This window comes from Pseudoalteromonas sp. Of7M-16 (genome assembly GCF_022347805.1).
GTDB classification, from domain to species: Bacteria; Pseudomonadota; Gammaproteobacteria; order Enterobacterales; family Alteromonadaceae; genus Pseudoalteromonas; species Pseudoalteromonas luteoviolacea_F.
Window position 1 is genome coordinate 17,248 of sequence record NZ_JAKRFY010000002.1, and the last position, 14,268, is coordinate 31,515.

Genomic DNA, 14,268 nt, shown 5'->3' on the forward strand with positions numbered 1-14,268 from the left:
TTTAGGCACATGTATAACCTCCATCAACATACACAGTGCTGCCTGTGGTCCATTCACTTTCCAATAAATTAATGATTTCTTTTGATACATGCTCCGGTGAGCCAAATCCTAAGGGGTGCATGCTAGCCAACTTGTCAAAGTGACCCGGCTTCGCCATGCCTTGATAACCATCATTGAGCTTGGTTTGGATCATGCCTGCTGCAATACAGTTCACCAACACACGATCCTTGGCCAACTCCAATGCTGCACATCGACTTAGACTACCCAGCGCACCTTTACTGGCCGCATAGCCAGAAATACCTGCTTCACCTGCAGACTGGCTGACGGATGACAGTAGTACAATTGACGTTGTTCCCTCTGTATTTCTAACGCTTTTGCGTGTAAATGCTTTAATCATGGCCAGTGCACCACCGCAATTAATACGATAAATCTTCTCAAAGTCTGCATAACTAGATTGACGCAATGTGGTCATTGCGTGCACACCAGCACAAAATACAGCCCCTTTAAATGCACCATATTGCTTTGCATTGTCGATAATGATTGGCGTCAACTCATCTGGTGTACTCAAATCAGCGACGGCGATTTTATGCTGCCCAGATAAAGACACCGCCAACTCGCCCAAGGTCTGTTCATTTCGCCCAATTAGTAGCAGTTCGTAACCTTTATTTGCTAAATCATGGCAGGTTCTCTGCCCGAGATCTGAGGTTGCACCAAGCACCAAAATTCTTAATGGAGCCCCATCAATATTCATTGTTTCCATTACTATGCTTCTTCTCTTTAAAGGCCACGTCACGCCAAAAGTACCGAGGCACTTTTGGCTCATATGCGTATACTCAATGTTGAATTGTTAAACGGATATCTCTGTGCTCGGGCGCATGGTCATACACTGCCCTGTCATCATTTTGTTATAGTGTGAAAAGTGTGCGATGAACTCGATAAACTCCTGGCGTAAAAACACAGTTGGGCGCATACCGAATACAGAACGCTTTAGTGCGCGGCGCATTTTTTTTCGCTCTGCTTCATCTTTTGCCAAATAGGGGATCACAGCACTGTTGATGAACACCTTGTCACTGGTAAGTTCTCTGGCTAAAGTTTTCATAAATGCATTCAGTGCATGGTTGACCACCGAATTCACTTCTTGGCCAAGATAACTTAAACTGTCCGAATACAACGGAAAGACAATGTTCGCGCCCGCTTCTTTGACACAACCCGCCAAGTTTTGATAGATAACAAACGTACTATCTAAGTACGTTGTTATTTGCACCAAACAACGCTCATCCGTAAACAGCGCTTGCTCATTTGCGCACTGAACACCTTGAATAACGACCAGTGATTGCCCATCTTCGAGCATCCCTTTTTCCGTCAATAGCAGCTGAATATCAGGTTCGACTTGCCCTTGAATTTCCGCCAGTGACAGGCTTGGTAGTGCTGAATTTTGCGATTCAAATTGCTCCGAAGGTGCTATCAAAATCACATTGACGTTTGCACTAAGGTAGTGATCAACCACAGCCTGATCAAACTCGCTTTGCGCTTGTACTAAGAGTAAAGATTGCGCTGCACTCATATTAAAAACCCTCCGTCCAGATGGATAACTTCTCCGTTTTGATAATTAGGCTCGTCTGATGTGAGGTGCAATACGGTACGTGCAACTTCACTGCACTGCCCCATTCGTCTTACACTGGTACAGTTAATAATGGGAGCAACAATGGACTGCTCTGCGCTATCCACCATTTGGGTTTCAATCAAACCTGGTGCAACGGCGTTACACAAAATATTGTCTTTGCCATACTCACGCGCAATGGTTCTTGTCATGCCAATAATGGCGCCTTTAGACGTTGCATAGTTGATTTGGCCTTCGCGTCCAACCACACCACTTTTTGACACCATATTAATAATGCGGCCAAATTGCTGCGCTTTAAAAATCGGCAGTACTTGATGACATAAGTTAAAAGTGCCTTTTAAATTCGTCGTCAGTACTTTTTGCCACTCTTCTAGCGCCATTAGCTGTATTAAATTATCGTGATTAATCCCTGCGTTATTAACCAAAATATCAATCCGCTGCTCCTGTGATTGAATCGATTTAACACTATCTAGCACAAAGCCAGTCTCTGATATCGAACCTTGCAACCAAGTAAACTTAGGGTGAGACGCCAATACGTCTGGAACACTAGAACGCGCGATACCATATACGCTAGCGCCCTCGGCAAGGTATTGAATGCAAATCTCCAAGCCAATTCCCTTTGAGCACCCTGAAACAATAACAACCTTGTCGTTAAACATTCTTCGCTCCCACATGTTCTAAATACCGAATGGCAATCCGAGCACTGGCAACTTCTTCTTCGTTCACCCAAGCTGCAACTTTAAATTTCACCAGCTCTCCGAGCGCAGTATCAACTGATGCACGCAGTTCCAAAATCTGACCGGGTAAAACGGGAGTAAGAAACTTGACCTTGTCAATGCCCGCAATCACGCCTTTTGACTTCCCTGTAATGCACAACCCACTGGCCTGCGCCATGGCTTCCACAATTAACACGCCAGGAAAAATAGGCTCATCTGGGAAGTGGCCCTCAAGGCACGGTTCGTTATATCCAATAAATTTTTGTGCGATGATCGACTCATTGGGCTGCACCTCAACAATGCGGTCAACAAATTTAAATGGCGGCTTATGCGGTAAATTATCCGGTGAAATCATTTTTCATCTCCCCAGTCGAATAAAAAGAAAACCATCACAAGTAATACAAGGGTGAAACCAGACAGGGTTTGAATTTGCGTAGATACCTCTGCAAGGGAAGCCCCTTGATTTGCAGTGAGTCGAAATGCATCCAAAAAGGCGGTGGAAGGCAACCATTGCACAATGTTTTGAATCGTTTGCGGAAAGTTGGAGGTATCAAAGTAGATCCCGGATAAAAACATCAGTGGAAAGTACAGCAAGTTAGAAATTCCCGTTGCCACTTCAACTTTCTGACTGCGAGCACCAACCAAAACCCCGATTAAACACAATACAATCGACCCCAATAGCAGCACCACTAGAATACTCAGCCAGTCCCCCATGGGTTGATAACCAAATAAAAAGTAGAAGGTAGCGAACAAGGCAACTAGCTGAAAGACCAGTAAGAAGACGCGGGCGAAGACAATGCCAATGACGTAGTCTAAGCGGCTAAACGGAGATAATTTAAGGCGCTTGAAAAAACCTTGTTGCCGATCAGAAACCAGCCCATTAGAAATGGATGTAATGCCAATACCGATTATCTGTAACACGATAATACCGGGGATCAGCCAATCGATATACCTAAACCCTTTTAGATCAATCACCCCCTCAAGATAAGGCTTACGCATTTGATCTTGCAGCGCCATTACATAGCTAAATGCAATGGCTTGTTCATGGCTATTTCGCGTTGAAAATAGACCACTTGGAGTCAAAATCAAGACATCGTTATAACTGGATAAAATGGATGCTAGGTCCTCACCGGGTGACACTTCGGTGCTTGGCTTGGCAAAATGGTCATTGATACGAGCGATTAGATTTGAGTCGTTAATATTTATTAAGCTGACCTTTTTGTCCTTCTCTATCGCCTGAAACCAATCGGCATCTATTTTTTCTTGTTCTATGACAACCAAATTGACTGGCCCCATTGGCTTTTCACCAGAGAACGCTTGAACCAAAAGAAGTGCCATAAAAATGGGAAAACCGAAGGTCCAAAATAAAGTTGCTGGTTCACGAAAAAACGGGCGAATATTAAGCAGCATAAGCTGCCAAAATGGCTTTCTTGTCAGTACATTACTAGGCATGACTTCGTTCCTGTTTTAGAATATCGTGGCCTGTTAACTTTAAAAACACGTCATTGAGGGTTGCTTTGCGTGGCTCTCTAATTACCGGATCTTTGAAGGTGCGGTGGATAATTGCATCCGGCGTGCCAGACTCAATAATACGGCCCTGCTCAATGATCAATAACTCATCACACAAATAGTCTGCTTCATCCATATAGTGTGTTGTGAGGATCACCGTCATCCCCTCTTCTTTGAGCGACTTGATGATTTCCCAGAAGCTCTGACGGCTGGTGGGATCTAACCCGGTTGTCGGTTCATCTAGAAAGATCAACTCTGGCTTGCCAACAATTGTCATGGCAAGAAATACCCGCTGTTTTTGTCCACCACTTAGGCTATCGAGCCATGCATTGGCTTTATCTGTTAGACCAAACCTTTCAATTAGCTCATCTACGTCCATCGGTTCTTTGTAAAAGCTCGCAAACAAGGTGATCGCTTCTTTAACCTTGGTTCTACCATACAAACTATTGGACTGTAGTAGACCGCCAATCTTCATGCGGATCTGCTTCTCATTGGTTTTCCAATCCATGCCAAACAGGCTGACGTTGCCTGACGTTGGCTTCTTTAGCCCTTGTAATATTTCCAATGTGGTTGACTTTCCCGCCCCATTTGGCCCCAATAGCCCAAAACATTGGCCTTTGTTAACTTTGAAAGACAGCCCCTTTAAGACAAGGCGACTATTTTTGCTGTAAGACTTTTTCAAATCCGTAACATCAATGACCGCTGACATGAGTATCCCCTTTGATTTTCGATACGATACACGTCGATGCACCCAGCTGCGTATTAACACTCATGACCAACACAGACTCAGGCGCATCGAGACCCTGTAATCCCACTTCACGACCCATAAATGTGCGTCCTCTAATTAAGCTTGTTGCTACGCTCACTGCATCTAAGCTTTGGCAAGCCACACCTGATGCTTTGTAATCTCTGCTATTGATAATGTGCGCTGAAGGAAAATGCTGTTTGAGTACACTCGAAAATGCCTCATAGTGATGCGTATTTACCATGCTTAAAACAATGACATCTGGCACTGCGGTATATTGCTCTAGTGCCGAGCAAAGCCATTGCTGAACGTCATCTTTGAAGTACCACTGCCCACCACTAAACTGGTGAATTTGGGCCAATGCTCGGTTTGCACGCGCGTCTTGCTGGTTAACCACGATCATTGCATTGGCACCACTTCCCAGCGTCTGCTCATCCACTTGCATTTGTTGCCAAACCAAATCTGATTTATCGCTTTGGTCTTCAGCACTACACACTAACGCATAAGAAATCTTATTTTCACTTAAGTCGTTATAGGCATGCCACAAAGCATGCATACCTTCATTGCCTAAGTCGCTAAAGTTCGCTGAACAACCCGTTAAACCAAATGCCAAAGCTAGGTTGCCCAATGGCGCATTGAGTACAGTGTCGGGGAACAAAGTGCTTTTAACCCCAGAAGGGCCATGTTGCAGTAGATCAGATAGATTGCGCTGCTGTACCTGAGAAGCACCAACAGTGGTGCCAAAGTACGCTCCCATTGGGGGTTTTTCACTGTCGCTAAAATCAATATCGGCACCACTGAATGCCAAGTAGGATGCGCCAATTGAATATTGACCTATCGCACTCATACGGCGACGGAACAGACTTGGCTGAAATTGCTTAAGGGAAAATTCCTGGGCATAACTCAGAGCTTGTTGCTCTGAGCCACTAGAGTAACCCACTTCATTTGCAATATTACTGTGACTCAACACATATACTTTTTGCTCTGCTGCAACAGGAATATCTGAGACCAATTTACGTGCAAGTAAGGTGGTATTGTGGCCGCCAAATGCCGAGTTTGTAGCAGCAAAACAGTCTACTTTATGCTTTCTTAACCCATTAACAACAATGTCATGGCCTTGACAGTCTTCTCGAATATCATCGCCATTGAGTGTTGAAGGGATTTCTCCTTGCTCGATGGCAACCAATGCAGAAATAAATTCAATGGCACCCGCAGCGCCTAAGGTGTGGCCAAAATATGACTTAGAACTTGATACAGGCAAAGAATTTTTGGCTCGTGGTTGCAGGGCTGCGAATATGCCTTTAAGTTCAGCACCATCATTCGCAGGAGTGCCCGTACCGTGGGTGTTAATATAATCGATATCTTCTACAGTCACGTCACTTTTCGCCATTGCTGTGGCGAAAGAGCGTCTCACACCAGCACCACATGGCTCGGGCGCGGTTGCATGATATGCATCTAAACTAGACGCTGTAGCAGCTAGTTGAACAACGGCTTTTTGTCCTCGCTCACTAGCTTGTGTTTGGGGTTCTAAAATAACAAAGCCAGCGCCTTCCCCTAAGCTCAGCCCCATTTTTACGTCATAGGGAGAGCACACTTGAGGTGCCACAGACTGCAAAGAATGAAATCCTGCATAAATGGTTTTAGCTAGCGCATCGGTACCACCAGCGATGACTAAGTCAACAACTCCTTTATCGATTAGCTGCTTAGCAAACCCCATTGCACTGCTACTCGATGTACATGCGCTGGTAAACGTCAATACGGGTCCCAATATACCGAAGTGCTTAGCAATGTTGTCACTTTGCTTATGAGCAGGATATTCAATCAATGCCGCTAGCTTATTTTCAATAATGCCGTCTTCTAGCTTTTCCATGCCGGTATTGGCATTACCTACGCATAGCGCCACCCGTTTTTGTGCCAAAGTTTCTCGAGATATGTTTGCCGACTCCAATGCTTCCTCTATCGCTTTAATCGCAAACAAGGTAGAAAAATCAGGTAATGCATCTCTTTCATCTTGGTGTTTTTCACGGATCGACCGAACAATGCCTGCGATATCACTCGAAAGGCCAGTTACATCAAAACAATTTAAAGAAGCAATTCCTGATCGCTGTGATTGCATTGAGTGATACAACTCGTGCGCGTTATCGCCACACGAAGAAATTACGCCATATCCAGTTATTACTGCATGGGATTTAAACTCTGGCATTTCTTACTTTCTCCTGTAAACCTTGCAATGTGACTTTGCCCATTGCATTGGTAGGTAATTCATCAATGAATTCTATTTTGGGGATGGGTAAATCTTGGAATAACGCTCTTATCTCCTCAGTGGTTTCAAACTGAGCAGCTACTTTTTCAACAAAAGCTATGAGCTCGCCACCGCGTACGTTATTTTCTTGTTCGATGAAGTAAACTCTAAGGGCATGCCCAGCAAAGAGCTGGGATAGCTTTTCTTCAATTGCTTTTAAAGAGTAGCGTTTGCCTTTAAATTTAAATACGTTGTCTTTGCGGCCCAAATGTCGAATTTGGTTGTTAGGTAAAACTTCAATTTTGTCGTCCAAAGGCGCTGACTCGATGCCATAAGGTAAAAAGTCAGAATAGATAATGTGCTCTTCACCATTTGGCATCAATTTCACGGTCGGAAGTAGTCGATATGTTTGAATGTCGTCTAGCCCCATCATGCGATACGCAATGGCGCCGGTTTCCGTGCTTCCAAGTACATCAATCCCCTGCAACTGTGTTTTTCTATTTGCATTGAGACTGGCAAATTGTGTATCTCTTTGTTGGCCGAATTTTCCACCAGAGTTAACGACATAGTGGTACCTATCGGACAACCCTCCAGAAATACTTTGCCATAGAGCTGGCACACTTACCGCCATAATAGCCTCATACCCTGAGGGAGCAGGTCGAGACAGGGTATTTGATTGATATACCACTGCGATATCCAGTTTTAGCGGTAGTAAAAAACTCCAAATAAACCCGTACATATGCACCGGTGAGACATATGCATCAACGAGATCTAACGCTTTAAAGTCAAACAACGTTGTTAATTCATCTACTTCGTGCAACATGCTCACTAGCGATTTTTCAATTTGAACTGGCACACCAGTGCTGCCTGAAGTTTCAAACCCGATCACGGCATTATTTTGCACACGCTCCAATTGAGCATATAAATTGCTGCTCAATGTTTCAGAAGGTGCAGTTGCATGAGTTGACATCAACTCGTCAAACCCCAATGCATTGTCCCCTTCTGGTTGGGCACTGAGGAGTGGTTTACAACCGCTAAATACCAAAGCAACGGCCATCAACATCATTTTGACCGGATCAGTATCTCGTACTCTAACAGGCTCGTGGCGATTGATCTTTACCTGTCCAATCGCAGCTATCAGAGTTGTTATATACTGCTCAAATTCGTGACGACTATACCTGTCACCGTTTGAAGAATAAAAAGCGGCGTTGTTATTACCTAATACACCCTTTGTTTTTGCGGCTACAATACGCTTTGAAATATTGCTTACTGTATGAGTACCATCATAATCAGCATTGTTAAACACGACATTGAACTTTCGTTGACAATCTGAGTAAACCTGCAATAAATCAACCGAATCAAGAAATAAAGGGCTGGCCAATAAATCATCTTCATTGGACAGCTGCTTCACTTCGGACTCTTCTAGCTCAACTGAATCTACGATTTGTTGGCGCACCTGTTGGACTAAGTCTTCAAAATCCTTCATTCAGTTACTATTTCCTGTAAATCAATGGCTGCAACGCGCTTTTTGAATGACGCTTTTGGCGGTACGACTTCAACCTCACCACTGCAAATCAGTTCGTTGTCCTGATTTAAAATAGTGATAGTCAGCCGGACATGCCGATTGGGTAATTTTTGCGTCACTTGGACATGTGCATAAATGGTATCGCCAATATACAAAGGCGCATGGTGGCTAACTGTCATATTAGTCACCATGGAACCAACCCCAGGTAGTTTCATACCAATTACTTGCGCTACCATGGCTGGCGCGATCCCTGCGTGAGCAATACGTCCTGCTAACCCCATTTTCTGAGCAAAAACGCTGTCTACGTGTAATGGATTGAAATCACCTGTGATCCCAGCAAAACTGTATACGTCTGATTCAGAGATAGTTTTAGAATGAACAGCACTATCTCCTTCGTTAAGTTCCCTATAGGTTTTTCCAGCCGTGTATAGAGTCATCGTCTTCTCAACTTTTATGCCGCAACTTGCTCGGAAATAAACTCGCTAAGAGAATGAATTGATGCCATTTTCTTTTGCACTAATTCACTGGGAAACTCCTTGAACTTAAGTCCATACTTTTTCTCAACGGCCGACACTAAATCCAAAAGCTCAATGCTGTCTAAATCCAAGCCATCACCAACTAGTGCTGCATGCTCGTCGATTTCTTCTAGAGAGTCTGCAACTTCTAACTCTTCGATTAAAATGTCATGTTTAATAAATGTGATAATTTCTTGTGTACTATTCATTGTTCTTCCTTAGATTTAAAAAATTTTTAGCGCTTTATTTAATCGAATAAAAAGGCAACCATTTCTTCAATTTCACCGTCTAGCGCGCGGTCTTCGATAACCGGAGAGAAAGTAGAAGCTAGAGAATCAAAAAACGCACGAGATAACCCATTTAACTTTTCAGCAGATTGGTCCTTATCAAGGACATAATATGCTTGGCGAATTGCCATAGCTTGAATGGCGATAACAGGCTTAATCAAAGAAAGGATATTCTTCAAATCACGAGCAGCAATTGTGCCCATACTCACAATATCTTGATTCAATGCTTCAGTCGTACGAGAAAAGACAGACATCGGTCCAGATTGCTTGAGCGCTTCAGCCACCAAAGCTGACGCACTGATCTGCATTGCTTTGAATCCATGATTGATCCAAGCCTTGTCTCCCAAGTCATCCACTGCAACGAGGTTATTTGGAATACCACCGTTTAACCTGTCATCAACTAAAATACCCAGCTCACGCTCTAATAACGCGCCCATATTTGCAACTTGAGGCTTTAGCGCATCGCAGATTGCAGCAATATGTCCACCATAAAAGTGGCCTGCGTTGAGTATCAAGTCACTTTCATGATCAATTAGAGGGTTGTCATTGACTGAATTGATCTCCACTTGTAAAACTGACTTTGCCCAGTTCAGCGTATCAACCAATGGCCCTAATACCTGTGGCGAGCAACGAATTGAATAACTATCTTGCAAGCGGAAAGTTTCTTTCATTCCGTGTTCAATCACTTTATCTGTTCGCTGTCTGCGGCCTAACCTGAGCTCTGGATTTGATAGACGTTTATAAATCAGGTCAGCGCAATATCTTTGCCCTTGATGTGGCTTCAACTCATGCACTTTTGGATGAAAAGGGGATGCTCTACCGTCAATCAGTTCAACGAACAAAGCAATTAACTTACACGAAATATCAATGGCCTTATCAAGCTCATTAATCGTATTGGCAGTTATTGCACTCATGACAGAAGTACCATTCATGATTGCTAGGCCTTCTTTCGCTTTTAGTTCATAAGGCGTGATATTGAGCTCTTCAAACACTTCAGATGTCGGTCTGATCACACCTTGGTAATAAACGTTTCGCTGCCCATTAAGTGCTGCGCCAATATAAGACAGTGGAGTTAAATCTCCGCTAGCACCTACCGAGCCTTTCGCAGGGATCGCTGGAAAAATATTATGTTGTAAAAATAACTCCATTTGTTTCAATAACTCCCAACTGACACCTGAATAGCCCCTCGCATTACAGTTCAATCGGATCAATAGAGTTACTGCACAATCACGTTCACTTAGATATTCGCCTACGCCACACCCATGATATGCCAATAGGTTTTTCTGCAACTCTTGAGACATGGCTGGAGAAATTCGGTTACTCGCAGAGTTACCAAACCCAGTTGTTACACCATAGATGTCTTCTCTATCCGAAATACGCTTATCTATATACTTCCGGTTATTCTCAATGAGTGATTTGTGAACCTCTCCATTCAACTGCACTTTCGGATAATTCTCGTAGATAAACTTCTTTATATCTTCAAGTGTTAGCTGGCTTATTAAGTCTATATCTATTGTGGATACTACTTTATTTTCAGACTCAACTATTGAATCTGAAAAAGAGAGTTCATTACTCATTTTTCTTGCTTCCTTTAACAATTAAAAAACGGTCATCTAAGTTTTATATTTAAAATTTATAATCGCGAAAATATAAATCGAGCATGTATTCCCAAGCATTTCATGACGTAATATCTATTATCATCGTTATGCCACTCTCATCGCTCATATGGTCTTCCTTTGCCCTCAAAAAGGTGCAAATAGATACTGATCAACTCACTCAAAAGCGTGTGTGTCATTTTTTACACCATTACATTTAATCAATCAATAGTACCCACAAGAATTACATCAAACACATTTATTGCTATAAACTTTTACAAAATAGTGGATAAAACAACCTGATTTAACAAAAAACAAACACCAAAGGGGAAAGCAAACCACCCTGAACTTAACAAAAAAGACGTGCTTTTCAGCTAACATTTGTAAGCTGAACTGCTAGAAAAGACTTCAAGTGATGACCAGATTATTACGATAAAGTTTAAAATATAAGAAAGGTGAAGGTTTATAATAAATTAATAAAAATAGATTTGACTTTTTAAACACCCATATAAATAAACTCATACAAATTAAAATAGAATATTAACTCAACCAACAGAAAGAACCAAAACAAGAGACTGTACCTACAAAGGTTAAAAAATTATGTCGTAAAAATGAATAGACACTGGTGAATAGATTAATTTAGAAATATTATATAAAGTATAATTTTATACTTTTATGTACACCTACATTTTTGTGTAAACATTTCCATTTTTTCAAGTAACCATATAAGGTACAAACATAAAAACCCGAATAAAGTGCACCTTTTTACAACAATTAAGTTTTGGTTACGCTCAAAAAAACAAAAATATTTCCTATAGGTGCGTGTCAATTCGGCTTATATGAAATAATACGCGCATCTATTCTTTGCGAAAAAAAAGAATGGTGCCGTCAGTGAGCAATAAAATTGTCATACTCAAATACGAAGTGTATTTTTCATGCACCTTTTTAGCCACAACGTGAGTCGTTATCCACTTACCTGATCATGAAACATGTTTAATTAGAGTTTTTTGTAATACCACAAACAGGAAACAACTATGAATTGTCAGGTTTTGCAAACCTCTGAACATCACTGTAGTTACAGAAACTGACGCAGCTATAAAGAGGAAGAAGCGTGTTGAAACCAAGGAATGAGCAGTTCTATTTACTACAATTAGAAAGCCAAATATACATCAAAGCGCACTTATCCATTCCCTCACTGTGCGCATAGCGGACAAAACACTCTACAAAATCGAACTATATGTCCATATTTTTCGGTTTTACGCCGCTGTTCTTTAAAACTACCATCTAACTTAAGCATTGTCTTAATTTCACCTTAATGGAGTTTCATACCGTGGCTCAATTGCTCAATTCAACCACATATGATATTGGCGGATTGACCGTCAACCGACTACTACCGCATATGAAAAAGCGCATGGTTGGCCCATTTATCTTTTTCGATCATATGGGCCCAACAAGCTTTCCTGTCGGTGAAGGCATTGAAGTTCAACCTCACCCCCATATCGGTTTATCGACACTAACCTATTTAATCGAAGGCCAAATACTACACCGAGATTCACTGGGCAATTGTATTGAAATCACCCCCGGCGATGTCAACTGGATGACTGCAGGTAAAGGAATAGTGCATTCAGAAAGAGAAAGCTTTGAAACTCGGGCTAGCCAGCATAATCTGAATGGCTTGCAATTGTGGGTCGCATTGCCTGAACATTATAGCGACATAGAGCCTAGCTTTGAGCATATCAGTAGACACGACTTGCCACAGATAACACACAAGGGAGTAATGAAAAGAGTGATCGCCGGAGAAGCGTATGGACTTCAATCACCTATAGCTACTTATTCTCCAATGTTTTATGTCGATATCATCGCGTCAGCACAAAATCAGCTAGAGGTCCCTAATCCGAAGCAAGAAACGGCAATTTATTTGATTTATGGAGAAGTTAAAGTCGCAGGCCAAACCTATAACCCTGGCGACTTTGTGCTACTTGCAGCCTCAGACAAAACCATTTCAGTGTCAAAAAATGCGCGTCTGGTCTTGCTAGGTGGCGATAAATGGGAGAACGTGCCATATATACATTGGAATTTTGTGTCATTTAGTAAAGATCGTATAGAACAAGCGAAGCGAGATTGGCAGCAAGGTGATTTTCCTAGTATTAAGTATGACAATCTTGAGTATGTGCCCTTGCCCACAAAGCGCACTTTGTAAATACACTCAAATCTTATTTAAGGTGAGTTTTTAGCCTATTCAAAAACGGACAACATCATGAGAGAAAAAGTCGAGTTTATTAGTAATGGGAACACCCTTGCGGGCCTGCTTGAGCGCCCGAGCGGCCATATCAAAGCGGTTGCACTTTTCGCTCATTGCTTTACCTGCACAAAAGACATCGCAGCAGCATCGCGTATATCTAGAGCTTTGGTAAAAGAAGGATATGCTGTACTGCGGTTTGATTTTACAGGGCTAGGTAATAGCGATGGCGACTTTGCCAATAGTAACTTTTCATCTAACCTAGATGATTTGTATGCTGCAGCAGAATATTTACGCCAGCGCTTATATGCACCGCAAATTCTCATCGGCCATAGCTTAGGCGGCGCAGCGGTTTTGGCCGCTGCCAACCAAATTGAAGAAGTCAGCGCAGTTGTTACTATTGGAGCCCCCGCCAATGCACACCACGTGGTCCACAATTTTTCAGCGCATGTCGATCAAATCAACCAAACTGGCGAAGCGCAAGTCCAGCTAGGTATGCGTACATTTAGTATAAAAAAACAGTTTTTGGATGACTTAGCAGCCCATAAAACACAGCAAAATACTTTAAATAAAAAGGCGCTCCTAGTAATGCATAGCCCTGTCGACGACGTCGTGAGCATTGAGCAAGCAGAAGCCATTTATTCCAAAGAGAAGCACCCGAAAAGCTTTATATCTTTGGATAGTGCAGACCACTTACTCAGTAAGGCAAGTGATTCTGAATACGCAGCAACTGCGATTTCTGGATGGGTTAGTAAGTACATTACGCCTCATCCTGAGCCCAAAGCTGAAACAGAGGCTGTTGAAAACGGCCATCTAGTCGTAAGTGAAAGAGACCATAAGTTTACCTTAAATGTTGTCAGTGATAGTCATACATGGTTGGCCGATGAGCCGACTCACGTCGGTGGGAAAAATCTTGGACCAGACCCTTATGAGCACTTGTTAGCAGCCCTTGGCACCTGCACTGTGATGACGATGCGCATGTATGCAAATTACAAAAAGCTGCCAGTAAAAGACATTAAAGTGACTTTACACCACCAAAAAAACCATCATCAGGACTGCGATAACTGCGACGACAACAACAGTTACGCTGAGCATATATCACGAGAGATAGAGTTAGAAGGTGACTTAACCTCCGAACAAAAGCAAAAACTCTTGCGCATTGCAGATAAGTGCCCGGTACATAAAACACTGCACAATGAAATTAAAGTTACGACCGAACTAAAAGACACTTATTAGTCGGTGTCTTTCGTTGTTGCTCGCGGAGCACTGAGCGA

Annotated in this window: 13 protein-coding genes; 2 read left to right on the top strand and 11 right to left on the bottom strand. The window is 42.5% G+C overall.

Features of this window, described 5'->3' with window-relative positions; genetic code table 11:
* Position 1: 1 nt before the first annotated feature.
* From MHN81_RS02090 to MHN81_RS02140, 11 genes are all read right to left on the bottom strand, one after another.
* Positions 2-760: an SDR family oxidoreductase gene (locus MHN81_RS02090; protein ID WP_172642419.1), complete on the bottom strand. Its 759-nt coding sequence runs from the start codon at positions 758-760 to the stop codon at positions 2-4.
* 87 nt (positions 761-847) lie between these two features.
* Entirely contained in the window at positions 848-1,564 is a 717-nt protein-coding gene (locus tag MHN81_RS02095) for a hypothetical protein (protein ID WP_023400480.1), read from the bottom strand.
* Positions 1,561-2,280: an SDR family NAD(P)-dependent oxidoreductase gene (locus MHN81_RS02100; protein ID WP_023400479.1), complete on the bottom strand. Its 720-nt coding sequence runs from the start codon at positions 2,278-2,280 to the stop codon at positions 1,561-1,563. The genes MHN81_RS02095 and MHN81_RS02100 overlap by 4 nt, the downstream gene beginning before the upstream one ends.
* Positions 2,273-2,692 carry a 3-hydroxyacyl-ACP dehydratase FabZ gene (fabZ, locus tag MHN81_RS02105; RefSeq protein WP_239424923.1) on the bottom strand — a complete coding sequence of 140 codons (420 nt, stop codon included), beginning with the start codon at positions 2,690-2,692 and terminating at the stop codon, positions 2,273-2,275. The genes MHN81_RS02100 and fabZ overlap by 8 nt, the downstream gene beginning before the upstream one ends.
* Positions 2,689-3,789 carry an ABC transporter permease gene (locus MHN81_RS02110; RefSeq protein WP_023400477.1) on the bottom strand — a complete coding sequence of 367 codons (1,101 nt, stop codon included), beginning with the start codon at positions 3,787-3,789 and terminating at the stop codon, positions 2,689-2,691. The genes fabZ and MHN81_RS02110 overlap by 4 nt, the downstream gene beginning before the upstream one ends.
* Positions 3,782-4,555, bottom strand: a complete 774-nt coding sequence (locus MHN81_RS02115; protein WP_023400476.1) for an ABC transporter ATP-binding protein — start codon at positions 4,553-4,555, stop codon at positions 3,782-3,784. Before MHN81_RS02115 ends, MHN81_RS02110 begins: the two co-directional genes overlap by 8 nt.
* Positions 4,539-6,794 carry a beta-ketoacyl-[acyl-carrier-protein] synthase family protein gene (locus tag MHN81_RS02120; protein ID WP_239424924.1) on the bottom strand — a complete coding sequence of 752 codons (2,256 nt, stop codon included), beginning with the start codon at positions 6,792-6,794 and terminating at the stop codon, positions 4,539-4,541. The genes MHN81_RS02115 and MHN81_RS02120 overlap by 17 nt, the downstream gene beginning before the upstream one ends.
* On the bottom strand, positions 6,781-8,319 hold the full coding sequence (locus tag MHN81_RS02125; RefSeq protein ID WP_023400474.1) for an AMP-binding protein: 1,539 nt from the start codon (positions 8,317-8,319) through the stop codon (positions 6,781-6,783). Before MHN81_RS02125 ends, MHN81_RS02120 begins: the two co-directional genes overlap by 14 nt.
* Entirely contained in the window at positions 8,316-8,795 is a 480-nt protein-coding gene (locus MHN81_RS02130) for a MaoC family dehydratase (protein WP_023400473.1), read from the bottom strand. Before MHN81_RS02130 ends, MHN81_RS02125 begins: the two co-directional genes overlap by 4 nt.
* Before the next feature lie 14 nt (positions 8,796-8,809).
* Positions 8,810-9,082 (bottom strand): phosphopantetheine-binding protein, encoded by a 273-nt coding sequence (locus tag MHN81_RS02135; protein ID WP_023400472.1) that lies wholly within the window; start codon positions 9,080-9,082, stop codon positions 8,810-8,812.
* A gap of 38 nt (positions 9,083-9,120) precedes the next feature.
* Positions 9,121-10,737 carry an aromatic amino acid ammonia-lyase gene (locus MHN81_RS02140; RefSeq protein ID WP_023400471.1) on the bottom strand — a complete coding sequence of 539 codons (1,617 nt, stop codon included), beginning with the start codon at positions 10,735-10,737 and terminating at the stop codon, positions 9,121-9,123.
* Between the two features lie 1,348 nt (positions 10,738-12,085).
* Here MHN81_RS02140 and MHN81_RS02145 point away from each other — a divergent pair.
* A complete protein-coding gene (locus MHN81_RS02145) occupies positions 12,086-12,955 on the top strand; it encodes a pirin family protein (protein ID WP_023400470.1) in 870 nt (289 codons plus the stop codon).
* Between the two features lie 57 nt (positions 12,956-13,012).
* Positions 13,013-14,230 carry an alpha/beta fold hydrolase gene (locus MHN81_RS02150; RefSeq protein ID WP_023400469.1) on the top strand — a complete coding sequence of 406 codons (1,218 nt, stop codon included), beginning with the start codon at positions 13,013-13,015 and terminating at the stop codon, positions 14,228-14,230.
* Positions 14,231-14,268 lie beyond the last annotated feature (38 nt).